Origin of the sequence: Streptomyces sp. RPT161 (assembly GCF_027533845.1) — a bacterium.
GTDB classification, from domain to species: Bacteria; Actinomycetota; Actinomycetes; order Streptomycetales; family Streptomycetaceae; genus Streptantibioticus_A; species Streptantibioticus_A silvisoli_A.
In genome coordinates this window covers 516,604-542,178 of the sequence record NZ_JAPZVN010000003.1, presented here as the reverse complement: position 1 = coordinate 542,178, position 25,575 = coordinate 516,604, and the positions used below count along the sequence as shown (strand labels likewise).

Genomic DNA, 25,575 nt, shown 5'->3' with positions numbered 1-25,575 from the left:
GTGCCCCGTCAGGTGTTCTTCTACGAGCAGCCGGACCGGTTCGTGGCCGGTACGGTCGGGCAGCCGGGTCAGCGCACCTTCTTCCTCCAGGCGACCGCGGCCGGCCGCACCACCACTGTGGCGCTGGAGAAGACGCAGGTGGAAGCGCTGGCCGAGCGCATCGACGAGCTGCTGGACGAGGTCGTACGGCGCAGCGGCGGCAGCGCCGCGGTACCGGCGGTGGCACCGGCCGAGCTGAACGACACCGCGCCGCTCGACACTCCCGTGGAGGAGGAGTTCCGGGTCGGCACCATGGCGCTGGCCTGGGACACCACCGCCGAGCGAATGATCCTTGAGGCCCAGGCGCTGGTGGAGATCGACGCCGACTCCGAGCTGTCCTCCGAGGACCTGGAGGCGGCGGAGGAGATGCTGCTCCAGGATGAGGAGAACGGCCCGCCGATGCTCCGGGTGAGACTGACCGGGGCGCAGGCCAGGTCGTTCGCCAAACGGGCCCTGGACGTGGTCTCCGCGGGCCGTCCGCCGTGCCCGCTGTGCAGCCTGCCCCTCGATCCGGAAGGACACGTATGCCCGCGCCAGAACGGGTACCGCCGGGCGGGCTGAGGTCCGCTCGCCCGCAGGGTGCCGGCGGCGTGGAGCTGCTGGCCAAGGGCGAGCTGACCGTCCGAGGACAGGTGCGGGAGGCCTCCAACGCGGTGCTGTACTGCACCGTGCAGTACGACGGCGGCAAGGCCAACTGCGTCTACAAGCCGATAGCCGGTGAGCGGCCGCTGTGGGACTTCCCCGACGGCACGCTGGCCGCCCGTGAGGTGGCCGCCTACCTGGTCTCCGAGGCCACCGGCTGGGACCTGGTGCCGCCCACCGTGCTGCGCGACGGCCCGTACGGCGAGGGCATGTGCCAGCTGTGGATCGAGGCCGACCCCGGCGCCGAGCTACTGGCGCTGGTCGAGGACGACGAGCCCGGCGACGGCTGGAGGGCGGTGGCCTTCGCCGAGGTGGGCGAGGGACGCACCGCGCTGCTGGTGCACGCCGACGACGAGCGGTTGCGGCGGCTAGCCGTGCTCGACTCCGTGATCAACAACGCCGACCGAAAGGGCGGCCATCTGCTGCCCACCGCGGACGGCCACCTGTACGGCATCGACCACGGCGTCTCGTTCCACACCGACGACAAGCTGCGCACCCTGCTGTGGGGCTGGGCGGGCGAGCCACTTACCGAGGACGCCCGTACGGCGCTTCAGAGGCTCTCCGAGGCCCTTGGCGACGACCTGGGCGAGCGGCTGTCCCCCCTGCTCACCGACGCCGAGCTGGCGGCGCTGCGCGCCCGGGTGGAAACGCTGCTGACCACCGGCCGCCATCCGGAGCCGAGCGGGCGCTGGCCCGCGATTCCCTGGCCGCCGGTCTGACGGCCTCGCCGCTTCCCGGGCCCTTCGGCCGTGAGGGTGTGGCCGTGGATCACATCAGGCCGCAGAACGCAAGACCGTGAATCCGGCCATCCCTGCTGGTCCCGGGTCGTATCCGGAACGCGCATCCGGTTAGGCTCAAGGCATGCATGCCTGGCCCGCTTCGGAGGTTCCCGCCCTGCCCGGCAGGGGACGCGAACTCCGCCTCCACGACACCGCGACGGGCGGTCTGGTAACCCTGGACCCCGGTCCCGTAGCCCGCATCTACGTATGCGGCATCACCCCCTATGACGCCACCCACATGGGGCACGCGGCCACCTACACCGCGTTCGACCTCGTGCAGCGCGTGTGGCTCGACACGAAGCGGCAGGTCCACTACGTACAGAACGTCACCGATGTCGACGACCCGCTGCTGGTGCGGGCCGCCGAGACCGGGATCGACTGGACCGAGCTCGCCGAGCGCGAAACCGCGCTGTTCCGCGAGGACATGACGGCCCTGCGGCTGCTGCCGCCGCGGCACTACATCGGCGCGGTGGAGGCCATTCCCGGGATCGTGCCGCTGGTTGAGCGGCTGCGGGACGCGGGCGCGGCGTATGAACTCGACGGCGACGTCTACTTCTCCGTCGAGTCCGACCCGGACTTCGGCAAGGTCTCCGGGTTGGACGCGGCCGTCATGCGCCGACTGTCCGCGGAGCGCGGCGGTGACCCGGACCGGCCGGGCAAGAAGAACCCGCTGGACCCGATGCTGTGGATGGCCGCCCGCGACGGTGAGCCGAGCTGGGACGGAGGCTCGCTGGGGCCCGGCCGACCCGGCTGGCACATCGAGTGCGTGGCCATCGCGCTGGACCACCTCGGTATGGGCTTCGACGTACAGGGCGGCGGCTCCGACCTCGCCTTCCCGCACCACGAGATGGGCGCCTCGCACGCCCAGGTGCTGACCGGTGAGTTCCCGTTCGCCAAGGCGTACGTGCACGCCGGGATGGTCGCCCTGCACGGCGAGAAGATGTCCAAGTCCAAGGGCAACCTGGTCTTCGTCTCCAAGCTCCGCACGGACGGCGTCGACCCGGCCGCCATACGGCTCGCCCTGCTGGCGCACCACTACCGCGCCGACTGGGAGTGGACCGACGAGGTGCTGGCGCAGGCCGAGGCACGGCTCGACCGGTGGCGTGCGGCCGTGTCCCGTCCTGACGGGCCGTCCGCCGACGCGCTGGTCGAGGAGATCCGCGAGGCGCTCGCCGACGACCTGAACGCACCCGCCGCGCTGGCCGCCGTGGACCGTTGGGCGGCGGCGCAGGAGGCCGAGGGCGGTACGGACACCAGCGCGCCGGGACTGGTCTCCCGGGCGGTGGACGCGCTGCTCGGCGTCGCGCTGTAGGGCGGCCCGGACAGAGAACGGAAGAAACGTATCGGCAATCGGGTGCCCCGGTCCGGGGCACCCGGTTCTACTCATGTGTGAGGGGCGCCCACCACTGGTGGGCGCCCCTCACACATCACGCACGGGCTACTGGCCGGATTCCTCCGGGCCTTCGGGGGGCTCCGGGTCGCCGTCCTCCTGGTCCGCCCGGTCATCGTCCCGGGCGAGCTGCGGGCCGCGTAGGAACGGACCGGTCTCCCCGCTCTCGGTGGCGTGCGAGCCGGGCTGGCCGTCCCGGCGGCGAAGGTAGCGCTCGAACTCCCGGGCGATCGCCTCGCCCGAGGCCTCGGGGAGTTCGGCGGTGTCCCGGGCCTCCTCCAACGTCTGCACGTACTCGGCGACCTCGCTGTCCTCGGCGGCCAACTGGTCGACGCCGAGCTGCCAGGCGCGGGCGTCCTCGGGTAGCTCGCCCGGCGGGATGCGCAGGTCGATCAGGTCTTCCAGGCGGTTGAGCAGCGCCAGTGTCGCCTTCGGGTTCGGCGGCTGGGACACGTAGTGCGGCACCGCCGCCCACAGGCTCACCGTGGGGATGCCCGCGTGGGTGCAGGCCTCCTGGAGGATGCCCACAATGCCCGTCGGGCCTTCGTACCGGGACTCCTCAAGGTTGAGCGTGCGGGCCAGGTCCGGGTCGGAGGTGACGCCGGTGACGGGTACCGGGCGGGTGTGGGGGGTGTCGCCGAGCAGCGCGCCCAGGATCACCACCATCTCCACGCCCAACTCGTGGGCGAACCCCATGAGTTCGTTGCAGAAGGAGCGCCAGCGCATGCTGGGCTCGATGCCCCGGACCAGGACCAGGTCGCGTGGTGTGGGGCCCTGGACACGGACCACGGACAGCCGCGTGGTGGGCCATGTGATCTTCCGGGTGCCGCCGTCCAGCCATACGGTCGGCCGGTTGACCTGGAAGTCGTAGTAGTCCTCGGCGTCGAGGGCCGCGAACACCTCGCCCTTCCACTCCCGGTCCAGGTGCGCGACCGCGGCGGACGCGGCGTCTCCGGCGTCGTTCCAGCCTTCGAACGCGGCCACCATGACCGGGTCGATCAGCTCGGGTACCCCCGCGAGCTCGATCACCCAGCGCCTCCTTCCGGCCCCGGCGGCTGTGCGCCCCCGCGGCTTTGCTGTCCTGCGGCGCCCCGGGGACCGGGGCACGTGTGTCTGGTCTTTCTTGCGTCACCAGCCTACGGCTTTCGCCGCCTGGGTCCGCAGCCCTAGGCACTAGTGAGCCAACCCGGACCGGTCTCCCCGAGCCCACCGACTGCCGACGGAGGCGTAGCCCCGCTACCGCAAGACATCCGAGGTGTCACCCTGCGTCTTCTCGTCGAATTTGCTGCACACCTCTGGACCCGACGGAAGCCGTAGCGCTATACATCGGAGGGCCAAGGAAAGATCCGATGTCTTTCTGGGGGATGTATGAGTCCGACCATCACCGAGGTCGCGGTCCACGACATCAGGTTTCCCACCTCGGAACGGCTGGACGGCTCGGACGCCATGCATCCCGACCCCGACTACTCCGCCGCGTACGTGGTGCTGCGCACCGACGCGCCGGACGGTCTGGAGGGCCACGGCTTCTGCTTCACCATCGGACGCGGCAACGAGGTGGCAGCCGCCGCCATCCGCGCCCTGCGCCCCCACGTCGAAGGCCGCGCGGTCGACAGCGTCGTCGGCGATCTGGGCGGATTCCATCGGCGGTTGACGCGCGACTCCCAACTTCGTTGGCTGGGGCCGGACAAGGGCGTCACGCACATGGCGGCCGGTGCGCTCACCAACGCCGTCTGGGACCTGGCCGCCAAACAGGCGGGCCTGCCGGTCTGGGAGTTCCTCGCCGCCATGCCGCCGGAGCAGATCGTCGACCTGGTGGACTTCCGGTACGTCACCGACGCCCTCGACCGCGAGCAGGCGCTGGACATCCTGCGCGCCGCGGTGCCCGGAAGGGCCGCGCGCGTCGCGGAGTTGAAGGCGAGCGGCTACCCCGCGTACACCACCTCGCCCGGCTGGCTGGGCTACTCCGACGAGAAGCTGGTCAAACTGGCCCAGCAGGCGGTGGCCGACGGTTTCGGCCAGATCAAGCTCAAAATAGGCGCCGACCTGGCCGACGACGTACGAAGGATGCGGCTGGCCCGGGAGGCGGTCGGCCCCGGCATCCGCATCGCGGTGGACGCCAACCAGAGATGGGACGTCTCCGACGCCCTCGGCTGGATGAGCGCGCTGGCACCCTACGACCCGTACTGGATCGAGGAACCCACCAGCCCCGACGACATCCTGGCGCACGCCGCCGTACGCGCCGGTCAGCCGGTCAAGGTCGCCACCGGCGAACACGTGGCCAACCGCGTGGTCTTCAAACAGCTCCTCCAGGCCGGGGCGGTCGACTTCGTGCAGATCGACGCCGCCCGGGTCGCCGGGGTGAACGAGAACATCGCGATCCTGCTGCTCGCCGCCAGGTTCGGCGTCCCGGTCTGCCCGCACGCGGGCGGCGTCGGACTGTGCGAACTCGTCCAGCACCTGGCGATGTTCGACTACGCGGCGGTCTCCGGCAGCCTCGACGGCCGGGTCATCGAATACGTCGACCACCTCCACGAGCACTTCACCGACCCCGTGGTCATCGAGGGCGGCCGCTACCGCGCGCCCACCGCGCCCGGCTTCTCGGCCCGGATGCGCCCAGAGTCGCTGGCCGCCCACCGCTACCCCGACGGACCCGTCTGGCGGGCCCGGTCCGCCACCGCGAAGGAGGCCAACTGATGCCGCACCCAGATGACTTCACCGGGCTCGCCGCCCTGGTCACCGGCGGCGCCTCCGGTATCGGCGCCGCCACCGCCGCCCTGCTCACCGCACGCGGTGCCCGGGTCGCCGTGCTGGACCGGGACCCGTCCGGCGCCCCCACCGGATGCCTGCCGCTGAAGGCCGACGTGAGTTCCGACGAGGCGGTGCGCGCCGCCGTGGCCGAGGCGGCCGGCGAACTCGGCGCCCTGCACATCCTGGTCAACAACGCCGGAATCGGCAGCGTCGGGACCGTGGAGGACAATCCGGACGAAGAATGGCACCGGGTGCTCGACGTCAACGTCCTCGGAATGGTGCGGACCGCCCGCGCCGCCCTGCCGCATCTGCGGCGCGCCGCGCACGAGCGGCCCGGCACCGCGTCCATCACCAACACCTGCTCCATCGCCGCCACCGCGGGCCTGCCGCAGCGCGCCCTGTACAGCGCCAGCAAGGGCGCGGTGTACTCGCTCACCCTGGCGATGGCCGCCGACCATGTGCGCGAGGGGATACGGGTCAACTGCGTCAACCCAGGTACCGCAGACACCCCCTGGGTAGGCCGCCTGCTCGACCAGGCCGCCGACCCGGCGGCGGAACGGACCGCGCTGGAGGCACGCCAGCCGATGGGACGGCTGGTCACGGCGGACGAAGTGGCCTACGCCGTCGCCTACTTGGCCGGCCCTGGCGCGTCAGCGGTGACGGGGACCGCGCTGGCCGTCGACGGCGGCATGCAAGGCGTCAGACCGCGTCCGCTCACGCGGTAGCGGTCCGGCCTCCGCCGGGTCGCGGCGAGCGACCACAACCCACGCGGTCCGGCGGTGCCACGGTGTCGATCAGCGGCCGCCGGCCGCGGGCACCGCCACCAACGCACCTCGGCGCGCACAGCGAAAGGCAGGTCCCCATGAGACTCCACCCAACCGCCGCGGCGGCGTGTGCCGCCCTACTGGCCGTCGCCGCGCTGGCGGGCTGCAACCGCGGTAGCACCGCCGCAGGCGCCTCCGGCAAGGTCGGCATCGATCTACCGCGTGCCGACAGCGACTTCTGGAACTCGTACGCGCAGTACGTGAACCAGGGCGTCAAGAGCGGCGTCGTCTCCGCCCTTCCGGTCTCCAACTCGCAGAACGACATCGGCAAACTCGTCGCCAATGTGCACGCCTTCATCGACCAGGGCGCCAAGGCCGTGGTCATCGCCCCACAGGACACCGGAGCGATCGCCTCCACACTCGGCGAACTGGCCGCCAGGAAGATCCCGGTGGTCAGCGTGGACACCCGGCCCGACAAGGGCAAGGTCTACATGGTGGTGCGGGCCGACAACCGCGCCTACGGCACCAAGGCGTGCGAGTACCTCGGGCAGCGGCTGGGCGGGCGGGGCAAGGTCGTGGAGTTCGAGGGCGACCTCAGTTCCATCAACGGCCGGGACCGCTCCCAGGCGTTCGGCGACTGTATGAAGACCAGGTACCCCCGGACCCAGGTCTTCGCGCTGCCCACCAACTGGCAGGGTGATGTGGCCTCCGCCAAGCTCCAGAGCGTCCTGGCCCAACACCCCGACATCAACGGCATCTACATGCAGGCGGGCGGCGTCTTCCTCCAGCCGACCCTTGCGCTGCTCCAGCAGAAGGGCCTGCTCAAACCGGTCGGCACCGCGGGCCACATCGCGATCGTCTCCAACGACGGCATCCCACAGGAGTTCGACGCCATCCGTGCCGGAAAGATCGACGCGACCATCGCCCAACCCGCTGACCTGTACGCCGAGTACGCGCTCTACTACGCCAAGGCGGCACTCGCCGGAAAGAGCTTCCACCCGGGCGCCACCGACCACGGGTCGACCATCGTCGCCATACCCAACGGCCTGGAGGACCAGTTGCCCGCGCCCCTGGTCACCAAGGCCAACGTGGACGACCCGAAGCTGTGGGCCAACCAACTGCGCAGGCAGCCGTGACGGACGCACCCGCCGCCGTCCACGCACAGGGCATCGTTAAGCGCTTCGGCTCCACTGTGGCGCTAGACGGCGTCGAACTGACCGTACGCCCCGGCGAGTCGCACGCGCTGGTGGGACGCAACGGAGCGGGCAAGTCCACCCTGGTGTCGATACTGACCGGACTGCACCGCCCGGACGCGGGCACCGTCGCCTTCCGCGGCCTGCCCGCCCCCGCGCCCGGCGACCGCGCGGCATGGCAGGCCGAAGTGGCCTGCGTCTACCAGAAGTCGATGGTCGTTCCCGACCTCACCGTCGCCGAGAACCTGTTCCTGAACCGCTTCGACCAGCGCGGCGCCCTGATCCGCTGGGGCAGGCTGCGCTCCAGGGCCCGCGCGCTGCTCGCCGAGTACGGCGTCGAGGTGGACCCGGCCCGGCGTGCCCTGGAACTGAGCGTGGAGCAGCGGCAGTTCGTGGAGATCGCCCGCGCGCTGTCCTTCGGCGCCCGGCTGATCATCCTGGACGAGCCCACCGCCCAACTGGACGCGGGCGGCATCCAGCGCCTCTTCGCCCGGCTGCGGGAACTGCGGCAGCAGGGCGTCGCGTTCCTGTTCATCTCGCACCACCTCCAGGAGGTGTACGAGCTGTGCACCACTGTCACCGTCTACCGCGACGCCCGCCATGTGCTCACCGCCCCCGTCGCGGACCTCGCCCAACGGGAGCTGGTGGCCGCCATGACCGGCGAGACCCCGGCGCACCGCACCTCCTGGCAGGCTCCGGCGACCGCGGCCCCGGCCGCCGGGGAGACCGTCCTACGGGCCGAACGGCTCTGCCTGGACGGTCAGTTCGAGCCGCTTGACCTGGATGTGCGGCGCGGCGAGGTGCTGGGCGTCGCGGGGGCCACCGCCAGCGGCGGCAGCGCGCTCGGCGAGACCCTGGTGGGCCTGCGCAGGCCCACCGCCGGACGGATCACGGTGTGCGGGCGCACCGTACGCCCGGGCAGCGTGCCGCACGCGCTGGCCGCCGGGATCGGCTACGTACCCGAGGACCGGCACCGGCAGGGTCTGGTGCTGAACCGCAGCGTCGCCGAGAACGCCACCCTCACCGTGGCCGACCAACTCGGCCCCTGGGGGACCGTACTGCCGTCCCGCACCCGGGCGTTCGCCAGCCGCGCGATCGCCGCCCTGGACATCAAGACGGCGGGCCCCGACCAGCCGGTCAGCGGACTGTCCGGCGGCAACCAGCAGAAGGTGGTCATCGCCCGCGCACTGGCCCGGGAGCCGCGCTGCCTGGTGGCGATCCGGCCGACGGCGGGCGTGGACGTCAGGTCCAAGGAGGCGCTGCTCGCGGTGGTGCGGGAGGTGGCGGGGGCGGGTCGGGCGGCGGTCATCGTCTCCGACGAACTGGACGACCTACGGGTCTGCGACCGGGTGCTGGCCCTGTTCCACGGGCGCGTGGTCGCCGAGTTCGACCGCGGCTGGACCGACCAGGCACTGGTCGCGGCCATGGAAGGCGTCACCGAGCGACAGGGAGGCGGGCAATGACCGACACCACCCGACCACTGGCCGCCGACGCCCCACCGGGCCGGGACCGCGCCATGAGCCGCGGTTCCCGGCCCGACCTGGCCCGGCTGCGGGACCTGTCACTGCTGCCGGTGGTCCTGGTGCTCTGCGTCATCGGGTTCATCGTCTCGCCCGCTTTCCTGACCACGGACAACCTGGTCGGCGTCGTCCAGCAGTCCACCGAACTGAGCCTGCTGGTGCTGGCCGAGGCGCTCATCCTGATCAGCGGGCGGATGGACCTGTCACTGGAGTCGACCATCGGGGTCGCGCCGGTCATCGCCATGTGGCTGGTGCTGCCCGCGCACGGCGGGCGCTTCAACGGCCTCGGACTGCTGCCCGGTTGGACCTCGGTGCCGCTCTGCCTGCTGGTCGGGCTCGCCATCGGCGCCGTCAACGGCTTCCTCATCCTCAAACTCCGGGTCAACGGGTTCATCGCCACCCTCGGCATGCTCACCATGCTGCGCGGACTGCAGGTGGGCATCTCCCAGGGGCAGTCGATCGTCACCGTCCCCGGCTCCTTCTCCTACCTCGGAGCGGCCGCCTGGCTCGGGGTGCCCGCCGCGGTGTGGATCTGCCTGGCGCTGTACGCGCTGGGTGGCTGCGCGCTGGCCTGGTTGCGGCACGGCAGGGCGCTGTACGCGATCGGCGGCAACCCGGAGGCCGCCCGGGCGGCGGGCATCCGGGTGGACCGGGTCACCTGGACCGTGCTGTGCCTGGGCAGTGTGCTCGCGGCCTTCGCCGGTGTGCTGTACACCGGGCACTACGGATCCGTCTCCGCCACCCAGGGCAACGGCTGGATCTTCCAGGTTTTCGCCGCGGCGGTGATCGGCGGCATCAGCCTGAGCGGCGGCCGCGGCACCCTGTTCGGCGCGCTCACCGGTGTGCTCACCCTGCAACTGGTGGTCAACGTGATGACGTTGGGCGGAGTGCCACCGCTGTGGAACCAGTTCCTCAACGGCGCGATCATCATCGTCGCCCTGGTCATCTCCCGCTTCGCCAGCGGCGAGCGGCAGGATTGAGTGGGGGCCGGCGTGCCGAACCCCATCGGCCTCAGAAAGCTGGGCGGTTCGGACGTCCACGTTCCGCCGCTCGGCCTGGGCACCGCCCCGCTCGGCAACCTCTACCGCGCGGTCACCGAGCACGACGCGCGGACGGTGGTCGACGCGGCGCTGGACGCCGGATGCCACTACCTGGACACCGCGCCGCACTACGGGCTGGGCCTGGCCGAGGAGCGGCTCGGCCGGGCGCTGGCCGGACGGGACCGCGGCACGTACCTGCTGTCCACCAAGGTCGGCCGCAGGCTGCGCCCCCTGGCGCCCGGGGAGGCGGTGGACGGCCAGGGGTTCGTCGACACCCCGCCGCGCGCCCGCGAGTGGGACCTGAGCCGCGACGGCGTCCTGGCCACCCTGGAGGCGTCCCTGGCGCGCCTCGGCACGGACGCCGTCGACATCGTCTACCTGCACGATGTGGAGGGCAGGGAACGGGAGGTGCATGAGACGGCCTTCCCCACCCTGGCCGAGTTGCGCGCGGACGGGACGGTGGGCGCGATCGGCTTCGGGATGAACCACAGCGGTCCGCTGGCCCGGTTCGTCGCCGACCTCGACGTCGACGTGGTGCTCTGCGCGGGGCGCTGGACGCTGCTGGACCAGTCCGCGCTGGCCGACCTGCTGCCGGTGTGCCTACGGCGGGGCACCTCGGTCGTGGTGGGCGGGGTCTACAACTCCGGCCTGCTCGCCGACCCCGGGCCGGGGGCGCCGTACGACTACCGGGAGGCACCGCCGCACCTCGTCGCCAGGGCGCTGGCGCTACGCGACGCGTGCGCGCGGCACGGCGTGCCGCTACGGGCGGCGGCGCTGCGCTTCCCGTTCGGGCACCCGGCCGTGGCGGCGGCTGTCGTGGGCGCGGCCGGTGCCGCCGAAGTGCGGGACAACGCCGCCCTGTTCGGCCGGCACATCCCCGACGCACTTTGGTACGACCTGGTGGACCGGGGACTGCTGGGCGAGAGCGTTCCGCTGCCGACCGAAGGGTGACCGATGCGCGTCGACGCACACCACCACCTGTGGGACCTGTCCCGGCGTGAGCAGCCCTGGATGGACGGGCCGTGGGCCGACCCGATCCGCCGCAGCTACCACCTCCACCACCTGGCACCGGAGTTGGACGCCCACGACATCCAGGCCACCGTTGTGGTGCAGGCCTGCTCCTCCTCGGCGGAGACGGAGGAACTGCTGGCGCTGGCGGGGGAGTCGGACCGGATCGCCGCGGTCGTGGGCTGGGCCGACCTCACCGACCCCCGACTCGGCGACCGACTCGCCCGGTTGTCCGCCGCAACCGGTGGCGACCGGTTGGCCGGGATCCGGCACCAGGTGCAGGACGAGCCCGATCCGCGCTGGCTGTGCCGCGCCGACGTACGGCACGGCCTGGCCGGGGTCGCGGAGGCGGGCCTGGTCTACGACCTGCTGGTCACCCCGCGCGAACTGCCCGCCGCCGTCAACACCGTACGGGAGCTGCCGGAGTTGGTCTTCGTCCTCGACCACGCGGCCAAACCACCCGTGGCGCGCGGCGAGTGGCAGCCGTGGGCCGGTCTGATCACCGAGCTGGCCGCCGCGCCGAACGTCGTCTGCAAGCTGTCCGGCCTGGTCACCGAGGCCGACTGGCGGTCCTGGACGCCGGAGCGGATCCTTCCGTACGCCCGGCACGTCCTGGACGCCTTCGGCCCCGGGCGGGTGATGTACGGCTCCGACTGGCCGGTGTGCACCCTGGCCGCCGGCTACGGCCAGGTGCTCGCGCTCGCCGAGCGGTGCGTCGCCGATCTGGACCCCACAGAGCGGGCGGCGGTGCTCGGCGGTACCGCGGCCCGGGTCTACGGCCTCAACCGTCCGGACTGACGCCCGCGGTCACAGCGTCGCGCGCAGCCACTGCTCCACGCTCGCGATGTGCACCGTCGCCCAGGAACGTGCCGCCTCCGCGTCCCTGGCGCGCAGTGCGCCGAGGATCGCGCGGTGCTCGCGCAGTGTGCGCTCCACGGCGTCCTCCTGGGTCAGACCGCGCCACACCCGGGCCCGGGTGGTCGGTCCGGACAGGCCGTCCAGCAGCGAGCACAGCACCGAGTTGCCCGATGACTGCACGATGCCGCGGTGGAACTCCAGATCGCAGGCGACCAACTGCTCCACCGAGGGCCGCGCCCCCAGCGCGTCCAACTGCTCCTCAAGGGCGTCGAGTCGGGCCGCACTGATCCGCGGGGTCGCCATGGCGGTCGCGGCGGGCTCCAGGATCCGGCGCACCGCGAGGAACTCCAGCACCGTGTCGTCGCGGTGGAAGTCCACCACGAAACTCAGCGCCTCCAACAGCAGTTGGGGGTCGAGGCTGGTCACATAGGTGCCGTCGCCCTGCCGTACGTCCAGGATCCGGATCAGTGACAGGGCGCGCACCGCCTCGCGCAGCGAGTTGCGGGACAGTCCCAGCTCCGCCGCGAGTTCGCTCTCCTTCGGCAGCCGGTCGCCGGGTCGCAGTGCGCCGGAGACGATCATTTCCTTGATCTTCTCGATCGCCTCGTCGGTGACCGCCATCAGCGACCTCCTCGTCCCAGACCTCCGATGTATCGGCCTATTATGCCCCGCCCACGGTGGCGGTAGCCGTGGTGTCACCGATCTGCTCCCGCAGCCACTCGTCGTCGTACACCTTGCTCAGGTAGTTGCGGCCGGAGTCCGGCAGCACCACGACCACCAGGTCCTCGGAGCCGAGCCCGGCGGCGACCCGGAGCGCGGCGGCCACCGCGGTACCGGCCGAACCGCCCACCAACAGCCCCTCCTCGCAGGCCAGTCGGCGGGCGGTCAGCAGCGACTCACGGTCGCCGATCCGCTCGAACCGGTCCACCACATCGGTGTCGAACGACTCCGGCCAGGAGTCGTCAACCGTCTCCGGGTGACGGAACAGGCCGATGCTCTCCACCGCGTACGCGGTGCCCGGCCCGCCGGAGTAGACGGAGGCCTCCGGGTCGGCGCCGATCACCCGTACCCGCCCGCCGCTGACCTCCTTGAGGTAGCCGCCGGTGCCGCTGATCGTGCCGCCGGTGCCCACGCCCGCCACCAGGTGCGTGATCCGCCCGTCGGTCTGCCGCCACAGCTCCGGGCCGGTACTGCCGCGGTGCGCGCGGGGATTGGCGGGGTTGTTGTACTGGTCGGCCAGCCATGCGCCGGGAGTCGTGCGCGCGATCCGCTCCGCCGCCGACCTCGGGTGGTCGGGGTGCTCACGGGGCACGTCGCCGGGGCAGACCACCACCTCGGCACCGTAGGCGCGCAGCACCGCCACCTTCTCGGCGCTGCTCTTCTCCGGCAGGGTGAACACACAGCGGTAGCCGCGCTGCGCCGCCACCATGGCCAGCCCCACCCCGGTGTTGCCCGAGGTGGCCTCCACGATGGTGCCGCCCGGCCGCAGTTGCCCGGCGTCCTCCGCGGCCCGCACCATGGCCAGCGCGATGCGGTCCTTGACGCTGCCGCCCGGGTTGACGTACTCCAACTTCGCGTAGACGGGGGCGGCGAGGCCCGAGGTGATCCGGTTCAGCCGTACCAGCGGGGTGTTGCCGACCACGTCGACAAGTGATTCGTAGACGTCCATCGCAGCAGTCTGCCGGACTGTGTCACTTCCGGGGGTGACCCCCGGACCTCCAGCCGGGACAAGCGAGGGCCCGGGAGCAAGCTCCCGGGCCCTCGCGGTGAGACGCGTCAGCCGCGCTTCGCCAGCAGCTCCTCCACCTTGGCCCGCACCTCGTCGGTGTCCAGGCCGCGGATGGTCAAGGTGGTGCGGCGACGGAGCACGTCGTCCACCGTCTCCGCCCACTCGTTGTCGCGGGCGTACACCACCTGCGCCCAGATCTCCGGGCCGTCGGGGTGGATCCGCTCGGCCAACGACGGGTCCTCGTTGGCCAGTCGGGCGATGTCGAACGACAACGCGCCGTAGTGCGTGGCGAGGTGGCGTGCCGTCAGCGGGTCCAGGCGGGTGCCGGGCTCCCGGTCGACCAGCAGTCGGTGCGCCACCGCGTTCGGGTTGGCCACACCCGGCAGCGGCACCCGGCGCACCAGGTCGCCCACCGGCTGCATGTCCTCGGTGAGCGGGCTGCCCGGCAGCTTGGCGAGCTTGTCCATCACCGTGCGGCCGATGTGCCGGTAGGTGGTCCACTTGCCGCCCGCGACCGACAGCATGCCGCCCTTGCCCTCGGTGACCACCGTCTCGCGCTTGGCCTGCGACACGTCACCAGGACCACCGGGCAGCACCCGCAGGCCCGCGAAGGCGTAGGTCATCAGCGAGCGGTCCAGGTCGGCGTCGCGGATGGAGAACGCGGCCTCGTCCAGGATCTGGTGGATGTCGGACTCGGTGGCCCTCACCTCCGCCGGGTCACCCTCGTACGCCTCGTCGGTGGTGCCCAGCAGCAGCTGGTCCTCCCACGGGAGGGCGAAGGTGATGCGGTACTTGTCGATCGGGGTGGCCATCGCCGCCCGCCACGGCGAGTTGCGCTTCAACACGATGTGCGCGCCCTTGGAAAGCCGGATGGACGGGGCGGCGCCCTTGTCCTCCATGGCCCGCAGGTGGTCCACCCAGGGGCCGGTGGCGTTGAGCACCACCCGGGCGTTGACGCCGAACTCGGTGCCGTCCAGCCGGTCCTTCAGCTCGGCGCCGGACACCCTGCCCTGGGTGAAGCGCAGACCGGTCACCTCGGCGTGGTTGAGCACCACGGCGCCGGACTCCGCGGCCGCGCGGACCGTCATGACGGCCACCCGCGAGTCGTTCATCTGGTGGTCGTAGTAGACCGCCACGGCCTTGAGGTTGTCGGTGCGCAGCGCCGGGTTGGCGGCCTGCGCCTTGGCCGGGGATATGACCTTGCCGACGCCGTCGCCGAAGGCGGACAGCGCCGAGTAGGCGAACACACCCGCGCCCAGCTTCGCCGCGCCCACCGGTCCGCCCTTGTAGACCGGCAGGTAGAAGGTGAGCGGGTTGACCAGGTGCGGGGCCACGTCCTTGGCCAGCACCCGGCGCTCGTGGTGGTTCTCCGCGACCAGCTTGACCGCGCCGGTCTGCAGGTAGCGCAGACCGCCGTGGACCAGCTTGGAGGACGCGGAGGAGGTGGCGCCGGCGAAGTCGCCGGCGTCCACCATGGCGACCCGCAGCCCGGCCTGGGCCGCGTGCCAGGCCACTGAGGTGCCGAGGATCCCGCCGCCGATGACCAGTAGGTCGTACGTGGCGTGGCTTAGCAGGTCCCGGGTCTCGCTGCGGCTGGGGTTGCGGCCGTTGGCCGGATGCGTCCCGAGGGTGGGGACGCTCTGCAGGGTGCTCATGTGTCTCAGTGCTCCTCTTCGATCCAGCCCATGGTCCGCTCGACGGCCTTGAGCCAGCTCTTGTACTCGCGGTCACGGGTGGCCGCGTCCATACGGGGGGTCCATTCGGCCGCGCGGCGCCAGTTGGCGCGCAGCTCATCGGTGTCCCGCCAGAAGCCGACCGCCAGCCCGGCCGCGTAGGCGGCGCCGAGGCAGGTGGTCTCGGCGACCATCGGGCGGACGACGGGGGCGTCCAGCACGTCGGCGATGGTCTGCATCAGCAGGTTGTTGGAGGTCATACCGCCGTCGACCTTGAGGGCGGTCAGCTCGACGCCGGAGTCCTTGTTCATCGCGTCGACGATCTCGCGGGTCTGCCAGGCGGTGGCCTCCAGCACCGCGCGGGCGATGTGCGCCTTGGTGACGTAGCGGGTCAGGCCCGCGATGACACCGCGCGCGTCGGAGCGCCAGTACGGCGCGAACAGTCCGGAGAAGGCGGGGACGAAGTACGCGCCGCCGTTGTCCTCCACCGAGCTGGCCAGCGTCTCGATCTCCGCGGCGCTCTTGATCAGGCCCATCTGGTCGCGCATCCACTGCACCAGGGAGCCGGTGACCGCGATGGAACCCTCCAGCGCGTAGACCGGTGCCTGGTCGCCAATGCGGTAACCGACCGTCGTCAGCAGGCCGTTGTACGAGTTGACCGGGGTCTCACCGGTGTTGAGCAGCAGGAAGGTGCCGGTGCCGTAGGTGGACTTGGCCTCACCCTTGGAGAAGCAGGTCTGGCCGAACAGCGCGGCCTGCTGGTCGCCGAGCGCGGAGGCGACCGGGACGCCTTCCAGAGCGCCCTTGGCGTGGCCGTAGACCTCGGCGGAGGAGCGGATCTGCGGCAGCACGGCGGCCGGGATCTCCATGGAGGTCAGGATCCGCTGGTCCCAGTCCAGGGTCTGGAGGTTCATCAGCAGAGTGCGGGACGCGTTGGTGACGTCGGTGACATGCACACCGCCGTTGGGGCCACCGGTGAGGTTCCAGATCACCCAGCTGTCCATGGTGCCGAAGAGGATCTCGCCCGCCTCCGCGCGCTCCCGCAGGCCCTCGACGTTGTCGAGTACCCAGCGGATCTTCGGCCCGGCGAAGTAGCTCGCCAGCGGCAAGCCGGTCTCCCGGCGGAACCGGTCCTGGCCGACGTTGCGGCCGAGTTCCTTGCACAGGGCGTCGGTTCGGGTGTCCTGCCAGACCAGGGCGTTGTGCACCGGCTCCCCGGTGTTCTTGTCCCACAGCACGGTGGTCTCGCGCTGGTTGGTGATACCGAGCGCCTTGACGTCTTCCTTGGTGATCCCGGCCTTGGACAGCGCGCCCGCCACGACCTCCTGGACGTTGGTCCAGATCTCGGCGGCGTCGTGCTCGACCCAGCCCGGCTTGGGGAAGATCTGCTCGTGCTCCTTCTGGTCGACGGAGACGATCCGGCCGTCCCGGTCGAAGACGATGCAGCGGCTGGAGGTGGTGCCCTGGTCGATCGCGGCGATGAACGGCCCGGCGGTGTGGTTGTCGGTCACGTGGGTGCTCCTGGGGTCTGAGGTCTCGGCGGCGGTGCGCGGCTGGTTCATACGAATGGCTTAGCGGACGGCCTACGCGAAAGCGAGGTGGTAGATGCCGCCGGCGAGGACGGCGCCGATGATCGGTCCGGCCACCGGGATCCACGCGTAGCCCCAGTCCGAGCCGCCCTTGTTGGGGAGCGGCAGCAGGCTGTGGACGATGCGCGGGCCGAGGTCGCGTACCGGGTTGATCGCGTAGCCGGTGGGGCCGCCGAGCGACAGGCCGATGCCGACGACGAGGAGCGAGGTGAGCAGGATGCCCAGGCCGTTGAGGGCCAGTCCGTTGGTCATGCCCTGGGTGAGGATGAACAGCACCAGCACAGTGGTGGCGATGATCTCGGTGAGCAGGTTCTGCACCGGGTTGCGGATCTCCGGGCCGGTGGAGAAGATGCCGAGCACCGGACCGCCGGGGTTGCGGGCGCCGTCCCTGGTGACCGGGCCGGCCGGGTCGACGTCGTGTCCGGCGATCACCTCGGGGTCGGTGAGGTGGGCGGTGAACTGGCCGAGGTAGGTCACCCAGACCAGGAACGCGCCGATCATCGCGCCGAGCAGCTGGCCGCCGAGGTACACCGGCACCTTGCTCCAGTCGCCGGTCTTGATGGCTATGCCTATCGTGACGGCCGGGTTGAGCTGTCCGCCGGAGTAGCCGTTGGCTATGTAGGCGCCCGCCAGTACGGCGAAGCCCCAGCCGAAGGTGATCGCGAGCCAGCCCGCGTCCTTGGCTTTCGACTTCTTGAGCGTGACGGCGGCGCAGACGCCACCGCCAAGCAGGATGAGAACGGCGGTGCCAATGGTCTCGCCGATGAAGATGTGGCCGCTGGACATCGCGACTCCTTTGTCTTCGTCCAAAGTGGCGGACCGGGTCCCGTCCGGTGTTCGACATTGTCGACCGCCGAACGGCAGTTTTATCCTCCGTAGGAAACGCGTCAAGGGTTCGTAACCTAGGAGTGACCCAGGACTCCAAAAGTGCCGAAGGTCCGGTTGATCCTTCGTGCCGGGAAAGCGGTTAGATCCTAGAAGCGTCCGCCTCCCAGATCGCGCGACACGGCGCGCGCGCAGTCCCGGACCGCCGCCACCAGGCGGGCCCTTATCTCCCCGTCCTCGCACACCCGCTCCACCGCGCCGGTGATGCCCACCGCGCCCACCGGCATCCGCCGCCGGTCGTGCACCGGGGCCGCCACGGACGCCACGCCGTCCCACGTCTCTTCCAGGTCGGCGGCCCACCCCCGGGCCCGGGTGAGGTCCAGCACACCCTCCAACTCGTCGGCCGCCGTCACCGTGCGGGGCGTGAAGCGCTCACGCTCCAGCTCCAGGGCCTCCCGGTGGGCGACCGGGTCGAACGCGGTCAGCACCTTGCCCAGCGCCGTGCTGTGCAGCGGGTGCATGGCGCCGACCTCCAGCACCTGGCGGCTGTCGTCCGGGCGGAAGACGTGGTGCACGATCAGCACGCCCTGCTGGTGCAGCACACCGAGGTAGACGCTCTCCCCGCTGGCCCGCGCCAGGTCGTCGGTCCACACCAGCGCCCTGGCCCGAAGCTCATGCACGTCCAGATAGCTGTTGCCGAGCCGCAGCAGCTCCGCGCCCAGCTGGTACTTGCCCGACGCGTCGTCCTGCTCGACGAACCCCTCCTGCTGGAGGGTGCGCAGGATGCCGTGCGTGGTGCCCTTGGCCAGGCCAAGGGCGGAGGCCACATCGGTCAGGCCCAGTCGGCGCTCGCCTCCCGCGAGCAGGCGCAGGACCGCAGCCGCGCGCTCAACCGACTGGATGCTTCCTGCCATCGGGCAACCTCCGTCTGCGTTCTGCCGGGCGTCAGCACAGGTTCGGCAATGCTGAACACCATTGGGCGATGCCGACCACCCATCGTAGTAGCCCGAATCCCTCGGCGGTGCGGTGCGGTGGCCGATCCACCGCCGAGGTGGCTTGATTGAGTCGGTCCACCCCTTGAAACGCCTGGCGAAACCCAAGCCGACGACGGTTACCCTGGCCGGGTGCGTGCCCCTGCACAGGGCACGCAAAGCCGACAGCCGTCGCATCCCAGGGAGCATGTCCATGGCCTCGCCGTCCCAGCAGACCGCCCAGCAGTCCCGAGCCGACGCCCTGCGCAGGGCGCTCGCCACCCGTGTCGTGGTGGCCGACGGCGCGATGGGGACCATGCTCCAGGCCCAGGACCCGTCCCTGGACGACTTCGAGGGCCTCGAAGGGTGCAACGAGGTACTCAACGTCACTCGCCCGGACATCGTCCGCTCGGTGCACGAGGCGTACTTCTCCGCGGGCGTCGACTGCGTCGAGACCAACACCTTCGGCGCCAACCTCGCCGCGCTCGGCGAGTACGACATCGCCCACCGCATCCACGAACTGGCCGAGGCCGGTGCCCGGTTGGCCCGCGAGGTCGCCGACGGCTTCGCCACCCCCGACCGCCCGCGCTGGGTGCTCGGCTCCGTCGGACCCGGCACCAAGCTGCCGACCCTGGGACACGCCCCGTACACCGCGCTGCGCGACGCCTACCAGACCGAGGTCGAGGGACTGATCGCGGGCGGGGCGGACGCCATCCTGGTGGAGACCACCCAGGACCTGCTGCAGACCAAGGCGTCGATCATCGGCGCCCGCCGGGCACTGCGCGCCGCGGCCGTCGACCTGCCGCTGCTGTGCCAGGTCACCGTGGAGACCACCGGCACCATGCTGCTCGGCTCCGAGATCGGCGCCGCGCTCACCGCCCTGGAGCCGCTGGGCATCGACATGATCGGGCTCAACTGCGCCACCGGGCCCGCCGAGATGAGCGAGCACCTGCGCTATCTGTCGCGGTATGCCCGCGTGGGTGTCTCCGCGATGCCCAACGCGGGGCTTCCGGTGCTCGGCAAGGACGGCGCGCACTACCCGCTGACGCCGGAGGAACTCGCCGACGCCCAGGAGGTGTTCGTCCGTGAGTACGGCCTGTCGCTGGTCGGCGGCTGCTGCGGCACCACCCCCGAGCACCTGCGCCAGCTCGTGGAGCGGGTGCGCGGCCAGGAGATCACCGAGCGCCGCCCGCGCCCCGAGCCGGGCGCCGCCTCCCTCTACCAGAGCGTGCCGTTCCGGCAGGACACCTCGTACCTGGCGATCGGCGAGCGCACCAACGCCAACGGCTCCAAGAAGTTCCGCGAGGCCATGCTGGAAGCCCGCTGGGACGACTGTGTGGAGATGGCGCGCGAGCAGATCCGCGAGGGTGCGCACCTGTTGGACCTGTGCGTCGACTACGTGGGCCGGGACGGCGTCGCCGACATGAGGGAGATCGCGGGCCGCCTGGCGACCGCCTCCACCCTGCCGATCGTCCTCGACTCCACCGAACCGGCCGTCATCCAGGCCGGGTTGGAGCTGCTCGGCGGGCGCGCGGTGATCAACTCCGTCAACTACGAGGACGGCGACGGGCCCGAGTCCCGGTTCCAGAAGGTCACCAAGCTCGCGGTGGAGCACGGCGCCGCGCTGATCGCCCTCACCATCGACGAGCAGGGCCAGGCCCGTACCGCCGAGCACAAGGTGGCGGTCGCCGAGCGGCTGATCGCCGATCTGACCGGCAACTGGGGGGTGCGCGAGTGCGACATCATCGTGGACTGCCTGACCTTCACCATCGCCACCGGCCAGGAGGAGTCCCGCAAGGACGCGGTGGCGACCATCGAGGCGATCCGCGAACTCAAGCGGCGCCACCCCGACGTCCAGACCACGCTGGGACTGTCGAACGTCTCCTTCGGCCTCAACCCGCCCGCCCGGATGGTGCTCAACTCGGTCTTCCTCAACGAGTGCGTCGAAGCCGGGCTCGACTCGGCCATCGTGCACGCCGCCAAGATCCTGCCGGTCGCGCGGATCCCCGAGGAGCAGCGAGAGGTCGCCCTCGACCTGGTCTACGACCGGCGGCGTGAGGGGTACGACCCGCTGCAGCGGTTCCTGGAGCTGTTCGAGGGCGTCGACACCAAGTCGGTCAAGGCGGGCCGCGCCGAGGAACTGGCGGCGCTGCCGCTGGAGGAGCGGCTGCAGCGGCGCATCATCGACGGCGAGCGCAACGGCCTTGAGGCCGATCTGGACGAGGCGCTGGGGGCACGTCCCGCGCTGGAGATCGTCAACGAGACGCTGCTGGCAGGCATGAAGGTGGTCGGCGAACTCTTCGGCTCGGGCCAGATGCAGCTGCCGTTCGTGCTCCAGTCCGCCGAGGTGATGAAGGCGGCGGTCGCGTACCTCGAACCGCACATGGAGAAGACCGACGACGAGGGCAAGGGCACCATCGTGCTCGCCACGGTGCGCGGCGATGTGCACGACATCGGCAAGAACCTGGTCGACATCATCCTGTCCAACAACGGCTACACCGTGGTCAACCTCGGTATCAAGCAGCCGGTTTCGGCGATCCTGGAGGCGGCCGAGGAGCACCGGGCGGATGTCATCGGCATGTCGGGACTGCTGGTGAAGTCCACTGTGATCATGAAGGAGAACCTCCAGGAGCTCAACCAGCGCGGCCTGGCGGCCAGTTACCCGGTCATCCTCGGCGGCGCCGCGCTCACCCGGGCCTACGTGGAACAGGACCTGCACGAGATCTACGAGGGCGAAGTCCGCTACGCCCGCGACGCGTTCGAAGGACTACGGCTGATGGACGCGCTGATCGCGGTCAAGCGCGGGGTGCCCGGGGCGACGCTGCCGGAGCTGAAGCCGCGCCGGGTCGCGCAGCGGACCGTCGAGATCGACGAGCCCGAGGCCAACTACGGTCAGATCCGCTCCGACGTTGCCACCGACAACCCGGTGCCCACCCCGCCGTTCTGGGGCAGCCGCGTGGTCAGGGGCATCGCGCTCAAGGACTACGCGTCGTGGCTGGACGAGGGCGCGCTGTTCAAGGGCCAGTGGGGACTCAAGCAGTCCCGGGCCGGTGGCCCCAGCTACGAGGAGCTGGTGGAGACCGAGGGCCGTCCGCGGCTGCGCGGCCTGCTGGACCGGTTGCAGACCGACGGGCTGCTGGAGGCCGCGGTCACCTACGGATACTTCCCTTGCGTCTCCAAGGGCGACGACCTGATCATCCTGCACGAGGACGGCAGCGAGCGGACCCGGTTCACCTTCCCGCGGCAGCGCCGGGGCCGCAGGCTGTGCCTGGCGGACTTCTTCCGGTCGCGGGAGTCCGGCGAGACGGACGTCGTGGGCCTGCAGGTGGTGACCGTCGGCAGCAGGGTCTCCGACGCGGCCAACGAACTGTTCGCCGCCGACTCCTACCGTGACTACCTGGAGCTGCACGGGCTGTCCGTGCAGCTCGCGGAGGCGCTCGCCGAGTACTGGCACGCCCGGGTGCGGGCGGAGCTGGGGTTCGCCGGGGAGGACCCGGCCGACGTGGAGGACATGTTCGCCCTGAAGTACCGCGGGGCGCGCTTCTCCCTGGGCTACGGGGCCTGCCCCGACCTGGAGGACCGGGCGAAGATCGCGGAACTCCTCGAACCGGAACGGATCGGCGTACGGCTCTCGGAGGAGTTCCAGCTCCATCCGGAACAGTCCACGGACGCGATCGTGATCCATCACCCGGAGGCCAAGTACTTCAACGCGCGCTGAGCACGCGGAGGGGGGCCGGGGGCGCGGCCCCCGGCTCCACGCGCCCCTGCCCCCGGGCTCATCTGGGGCCGCGCCCGGTCCCCGGGCCTTCCGCGGTGCCGTGCCCCGGGGTGGGTGTGGCACTGCCGGACCGCGCCGTGGGGGTGCTCGCTGTCGCGCCGGGAACCGGTCGACGTCCCGGCGTCGGGTGGCACAATGTCCTGCCGCCGTGGCGCTGAGTGACCACGACGGCGGGGAGGGCGGGGTGAACCGGCCGGAACACTTGCCAGGGCCCCGGCTCCTCACCTGGGGTTTTACGGATCGCCATCGGCGAGATGCGCGCTTGATCCGCGAGGGTCGTAGAATGGACGATCCGGTGGAGGCCGGTCGCGAAGGCGACCGGCCTCTTGTTCCCCGTACGGAGGTGCGACCCGGATGACCAGCAGCATCCCCGCCGTCACGACGGCCCGCGCCGAGGGCTCCGCCCTCCAGGCGGTGCTTCTCGACATGGACGGCACCCTGGTGGACACCGAGGGATTCTGGTGGAAGGCGGAGTCCGAGGTCTTCGCCGAACTCGGGCACATCCTGGAGGAGGAGCACCGCCAGATCGTCATCGGCGGCCCGATGACCCGCAGCGTCAATCATCTGATCGACGTGACCGGAGTCCAGCTGACGCTCGCCGAACTGTCCGTACTGATCAACAAGCGGTTCGCCGAACTCATAAGCCACGGCGTGCCGTTGATGCCCGGTGCCCGGCGGCTGCTGACCGAACTAGCCGCCCACGAGGTGCCCACCGCGCTGGTCTCCGCCTCGCACCGGCACATCATCGACACCGTGCTGCGTTCCCTGGGCCCGGAGAACTTCGCCCTGTCGGTCGCCGGTGACGAGGTCGAACACACCAAGCCGCACCCCGATCCGTACCTGCTGGCCGCCGCCGGGCTGGGTGCGGACCCCGCCCGATGCGTGGTCGTGGAGGACACCGCCACCGGTGTCGCCTCCGGTGAGGCGGCGGGCTGCCGAGTGGTCGCCGTACCGTCGCTGGTGCCGATCGCGCCGGGCCCCGGCCGCACCATCGTGGGGTCGCTCGAAGAGGTGGACCTGGCTTTTCTGCGCTCTCTGGTCACGGCCGCGCACTGACCGTGCAACTTCCGCGCCCCCGGTAATTCGGCGGGGCGCGCGGCGGAAACTGTGGGCGGTCGGCCGACTGTTTTCCGTGACGAATGTGGTGGCCGAAATTCCGTGCCTGCCCGACCCGCTGGTTCCGTGATACTTGTCACATTCCCGCCCAGTCGACAGTCGGCGCGCCGTCTGATCCCACCCTCCCGCCCGCTGCCCTTGTGTCCTGATTGGTCACACCGAGAGTAGATCGCTCCAGTGTTCGGATATCGGGACGCGGCATGCCGTTATCAGTGCGTGATATCGCCTCAACTGCACTGTGCCTTAGCGGAGTCGAGCGTTCCCACTAGGGTCCTTGCTGGTCAATGCCGAATCAACCGATCGGCGTTTGAGCAAGGGGATTCACGAGATGTCACGTACCAAGCGTGTCGTCGCTGCCACCACCGTTGCCTTCCTGGCCATCGGTGTATCCGCATGCGGAGGCGACAAGGGATCAGCGTCCGGTAGCAAAGCGATCGTGGTCGGCACCACCGAAACGGTGTCGTCCCTCGATCCCGCGGGCGCGTATGACTACGGCTCCTGGGAGGTTCTCGACAGCGTCTTCCAGAAGGTGATGCACCTCCCAACCGGCGGAAACAAGCCGGAGCCTGACGCCGCGAAGTCCTGCGGCTTCACCGACCCGAAGACCTACTCCTGCACACTCCAGGCGGGGCTTGTCTTCTCCAACGGTGACAAGCTCACCGCCAATGACGTGAAGTTCTCCTTCGACCGGATGGTCGGCATCGCCGCACCCAACGGGCCGTCAAGTCTGCTGGCCAACCTGGACCACACCGAGACCAAGGGCGACGACCAGGTCATCTTCCACCTGAAGAACCCGGACGCCACGTTCCCGATGGTCCTGGCCACCGACGCCGGACTGATCGTGGACAGCAAGGTCTACCCCAAGGACAAGCTCCTCGACGGCTCCAAGGTGGTCGGATCCGGCCCGTACACGCTGGCGAAGTACTCCGCCAAGCAGTCGGCCGAGTTCGTGGCGAACAAGGACTACAAGGGTCCGGACAAGCTGCAGAACCAGCAGTTCGTCATCCAGTACTTCTCCGACTCCTCGCCGCTGAAGCAGGCCATCCAGGCCGGCGACGTCGACGTCGCGTTCCGCACCTTCTCGCCCACCGACGTCAAGTCGATGCAGGGCGCCAGCGGCGTCCAGGTCGTGCAGGGCTCCGGCACGGAGAAGCGCTACATCGTCTTCGACGCCAAGGTGAAACCTGCGGACCAAAAGCCCGTCCGGCAGGCGATCGCCCAGCTCATCGACCGCGAGGAGATCGCCAAGAGCGCGTACAACGGCACCGTGGAGCCGCTGTACTCGATGGTGGGCAACGGCCTCCAGGGCCAGATCCCGGCCTTCAAGGACAAGTACGGCGCGCCCGACAAGGACAAGGCCGCCAAGCTGCTGAAGGACGCCGGCATCAGCACCCCGGTCACGATCCAGTACTTCTACACCCCGAGCCACTACGGTCCCGCCTCCGCCGACGAGGCCACGACCATCAAGCGGCAGCTCGAAGCCAGCGGCCTGTTCAAGGTGAACGTCCAGACCACCGAGTGGACGCAGTACCAGAAGGACGAGAAGGCCGACAACTACGCCTCGTACATGATGGGTTGGTACCCGGACTTCCCCGACCCCGATGACGACCTGGCGCCGTTCCTGACCAAGCAGCCGTTCCTGGGCACCGGTTACCAGAACTCCCAGATCCAGGACGACCTGGCCAAGGAAGAGAGCGCGACCGACCCGAACGCCCGCAACCAGGCCCTCGCTGACATCCAGAAGACCGAGGCGGAGGACGCGCCGATCATTCCGGTCTGGCAGGGCAAGCAGACCGCGATCGTCCGCACCGGCGTCAAGGGGACCGACAAGGCCCTCGACCCGTCGATGTTCCGCTTCTACGAACTCAGCAAGTAGCGGCATGTGACGTCGGCCGACCCATGGCGACAGCCAC

Annotated in this window: 20 protein-coding genes; 13 read left to right on the top strand and 7 right to left on the bottom strand. The window is 70.6% G+C overall.

What is annotated here, in order from left to right:
- From O5O46_RS10545 to mshC, 3 genes are all read left to right on the top strand, one after another.
- Entirely contained in the window at positions 1–600 is a 600-nt protein-coding gene (locus O5O46_RS10545) for a DUF3090 domain-containing protein (protein WP_269855057.1), read from the top strand.
- Positions 564–1,400: an SCO1664 family protein gene (locus O5O46_RS10540; RefSeq protein ID WP_269855056.1), complete on the top strand. Its 837-nt coding sequence runs from the start codon at positions 564–566 to the stop codon at positions 1,398–1,400. Before O5O46_RS10545 ends, O5O46_RS10540 begins: the two co-directional genes overlap by 37 nt.
- Before the next feature lie 142 nt (positions 1,401–1,542).
- Complete coding sequence (mshC, locus tag O5O46_RS10535; RefSeq protein ID WP_269855055.1) at positions 1,543–2,772, top strand: cysteine--1-D-myo-inosityl 2-amino-2-deoxy-alpha-D-glucopyranoside ligase; 1,230 nt, start codon at positions 1,543–1,545, stop codon at positions 2,770–2,772.
- Between the two features lie 126 nt (positions 2,773–2,898).
- On the opposite strand, the gene O5O46_RS10530 is transcribed toward mshC, so the two are convergent.
- Positions 2,899–3,879, bottom strand: coding sequence for a PAC2 family protein (locus O5O46_RS10530; protein WP_269855054.1), 981 nt, complete (start codon positions 3,877–3,879; stop codon positions 2,899–2,901).
- A gap of 339 nt (positions 3,880–4,218) precedes the next feature.
- On the opposite strand from O5O46_RS10530, the gene O5O46_RS10525 reads away from it, so the two are divergent.
- The 7 genes from O5O46_RS10525 to O5O46_RS10495 all read left to right on the top strand — a co-directional run bounded on the left by O5O46_RS10525 (position 4,219) and on the right by O5O46_RS10495 (position 11,921).
- On the top strand, positions 4,219–5,544 hold the full coding sequence (locus O5O46_RS10525) for an enolase C-terminal domain-like protein (protein ID WP_269855053.1): 1,326 nt from the start codon (positions 4,219–4,221) through the stop codon (positions 5,542–5,544).
- The gene (locus O5O46_RS10520) at positions 5,544–6,323 is read left to right on the top strand and encodes an SDR family NAD(P)-dependent oxidoreductase (RefSeq protein WP_269855052.1); all 780 of its coding nucleotides are present in this window, start codon (positions 5,544–5,546) and stop codon (positions 6,321–6,323) included. The genes O5O46_RS10525 and O5O46_RS10520 overlap by 1 nt, the downstream gene beginning before the upstream one ends.
- A 137-nt stretch (positions 6,324–6,460) precedes the next feature.
- Complete coding sequence (locus O5O46_RS10515; RefSeq protein WP_269855051.1) at positions 6,461–7,498, top strand: sugar ABC transporter substrate-binding protein; 1,038 nt, start codon at positions 6,461–6,463, stop codon at positions 7,496–7,498.
- Entirely contained in the window at positions 7,495–9,018 is a 1,524-nt protein-coding gene (locus O5O46_RS10510) for a sugar ABC transporter ATP-binding protein (protein ID WP_269855050.1), read from the top strand. Before O5O46_RS10515 ends, O5O46_RS10510 begins: the two co-directional genes overlap by 4 nt.
- A complete protein-coding gene (locus O5O46_RS10505) occupies positions 9,015–10,055 on the top strand; it encodes an ABC transporter permease (RefSeq protein WP_269855049.1) in 1,041 nt (346 codons plus the stop codon). The genes O5O46_RS10510 and O5O46_RS10505 overlap by 4 nt, the downstream gene beginning before the upstream one ends.
- A 12-nt stretch (positions 10,056–10,067) precedes the next feature.
- Positions 10,068–11,066 (top strand): aldo/keto reductase, encoded by a 999-nt coding sequence (locus tag O5O46_RS10500; protein WP_269855048.1) that lies wholly within the window; start codon positions 10,068–10,070, stop codon positions 11,064–11,066.
- Between the two features lie 3 nt (positions 11,067–11,069).
- Positions 11,070–11,921: an amidohydrolase family protein gene (locus O5O46_RS10495; protein WP_269855047.1), complete on the top strand. Its 852-nt coding sequence runs from the start codon at positions 11,070–11,072 to the stop codon at positions 11,919–11,921.
- Positions 11,922–11,930: 9 nt separating this feature from the next.
- Here the strand turns inward: O5O46_RS10495 and O5O46_RS10490 are convergent, their stop codons facing one another.
- From O5O46_RS10490 to O5O46_RS10465, 6 genes are all read right to left on the bottom strand, one after another.
- A complete protein-coding gene (locus O5O46_RS10490; protein ID WP_269855046.1) occupies positions 11,931–12,602 on the bottom strand; it encodes a FadR/GntR family transcriptional regulator in 672 nt (223 codons plus the stop codon).
- Between the two features lie 40 nt (positions 12,603–12,642).
- Positions 12,643–13,650, bottom strand: a complete 1,008-nt coding sequence (locus tag O5O46_RS10485) for a PLP-dependent cysteine synthase family protein (RefSeq protein ID WP_333482353.1) — start codon at positions 13,648–13,650, stop codon at positions 12,643–12,645.
- A 107-nt stretch (positions 13,651–13,757) separates the two neighbouring features.
- Positions 13,758–15,365 (bottom strand): glycerol-3-phosphate dehydrogenase/oxidase, encoded by a 1,608-nt coding sequence (locus O5O46_RS10480; RefSeq protein WP_269855045.1) that lies wholly within the window; start codon positions 15,363–15,365, stop codon positions 13,758–13,760.
- A 5-nt stretch (positions 15,366–15,370) separates the two neighbouring features.
- Positions 15,371–16,894: a glycerol kinase GlpK gene (gene glpK / locus O5O46_RS10475; protein WP_269855044.1), complete on the bottom strand. Its 1,524-nt coding sequence runs from the start codon at positions 16,892–16,894 to the stop codon at positions 15,371–15,373.
- A gap of 72 nt (positions 16,895–16,966) precedes the next feature.
- A complete protein-coding gene (locus O5O46_RS10470) occupies positions 16,967–17,758 on the bottom strand; it encodes an MIP/aquaporin family protein (protein WP_269855043.1) in 792 nt (263 codons plus the stop codon).
- Between the two features lie 188 nt (positions 17,759–17,946).
- A complete protein-coding gene (locus O5O46_RS10465) occupies positions 17,947–18,711 on the bottom strand; it encodes an IclR family transcriptional regulator (RefSeq protein ID WP_269855042.1) in 765 nt (254 codons plus the stop codon).
- A gap of 271 nt (positions 18,712–18,982) precedes the next feature.
- On the opposite strand from O5O46_RS10465, the gene metH reads away from it, so the two are divergent.
- The 3 genes from metH to O5O46_RS10450 all read left to right on the top strand — a co-directional run bounded on the left by metH (position 18,983) and on the right by O5O46_RS10450 (position 25,538).
- Positions 18,983–22,486: a methionine synthase gene (gene metH / locus O5O46_RS10460; RefSeq protein ID WP_269855041.1), complete on the top strand. Its 3,504-nt coding sequence runs from the start codon at positions 18,983–18,985 to the stop codon at positions 22,484–22,486.
- 414 nt (positions 22,487–22,900) lie between these two features.
- On the top strand, positions 22,901–23,602 hold the full coding sequence (locus tag O5O46_RS10455; protein ID WP_269855040.1) for an HAD family hydrolase: 702 nt from the start codon (positions 22,901–22,903) through the stop codon (positions 23,600–23,602).
- Between the two features lie 388 nt (positions 23,603–23,990).
- Positions 23,991–25,538, top strand: a complete 1,548-nt coding sequence (locus tag O5O46_RS10450) for an ABC transporter substrate-binding protein (protein WP_269855039.1) — start codon at positions 23,991–23,993, stop codon at positions 25,536–25,538.
- Positions 25,539–25,575: the final 37 nt, after the last annotated feature.

Coding starts and splice junctions, on each gene's coding strand:
- O5O46_RS10540 (WP_269855056.1), top strand. CDS start 564: ATGCCCGCGCCAGAACGGGTACCGCCGGGCGGGCTGAGGTCCGCTCGC.
- mshC (WP_269855055.1), top strand. CDS start 1,543: ATGCATGCCTGGCCCGCTTCGGAGGTTCCCGCCCTGCCCGGCAGGGGA.
- O5O46_RS10525 (WP_269855053.1), top strand. CDS start 4,219: ATGAGTCCGACCATCACCGAGGTCGCGGTCCACGACATCAGGTTTCCC.
- O5O46_RS10520 (WP_269855052.1), top strand. CDS start 5,544: ATGCCGCACCCAGATGACTTCACCGGGCTCGCCGCCCTGGTCACCGGC.
- O5O46_RS10515 (WP_269855051.1), top strand. CDS start 6,461: ATGAGACTCCACCCAACCGCCGCGGCGGCGTGTGCCGCCCTACTGGCC.
- O5O46_RS10505 (WP_269855049.1), top strand. CDS start 9,015: ATGACCGACACCACCCGACCACTGGCCGCCGACGCCCCACCGGGCCGG.
- O5O46_RS10495 (WP_269855047.1), top strand. CDS start 11,070: ATGCGCGTCGACGCACACCACCACCTGTGGGACCTGTCCCGGCGTGAG.
- O5O46_RS10490 (WP_269855046.1), bottom strand. CDS start 12,602: ATGGCGGTCACCGACGAGGCGATCGAGAAGATCAAGGAAATGATCGTC.
- O5O46_RS10485 (WP_333482353.1), bottom strand. CDS start 13,650: ATGGACGTCTACGAATCACTTGTCGACGTGGTCGGCAACACCCCGCTG.
- O5O46_RS10480 (WP_269855045.1), bottom strand. CDS start 15,365: ATGAGCACCCTGCAGAGCGTCCCCACCCTCGGGACGCATCCGGCCAAC.
- O5O46_RS10470 (WP_269855043.1), bottom strand. CDS start 17,758: ATGTCCAGCGGCCACATCTTCATCGGCGAGACCATTGGCACCGCCGTT.
- O5O46_RS10465 (WP_269855042.1), bottom strand. CDS start 18,711: ATGGCAGGAAGCATCCAGTCGGTTGAGCGCGCGGCTGCGGTCCTGCGC.
- metH (WP_269855041.1), top strand. CDS start 18,983: ATGGCCTCGCCGTCCCAGCAGACCGCCCAGCAGTCCCGAGCCGACGCC.
- O5O46_RS10455 (WP_269855040.1), top strand. CDS start 22,901: ATGACCAGCAGCATCCCCGCCGTCACGACGGCCCGCGCCGAGGGCTCC.
- O5O46_RS10450 (WP_269855039.1), top strand. CDS start 23,991: ATGTCACGTACCAAGCGTGTCGTCGCTGCCACCACCGTTGCCTTCCTG.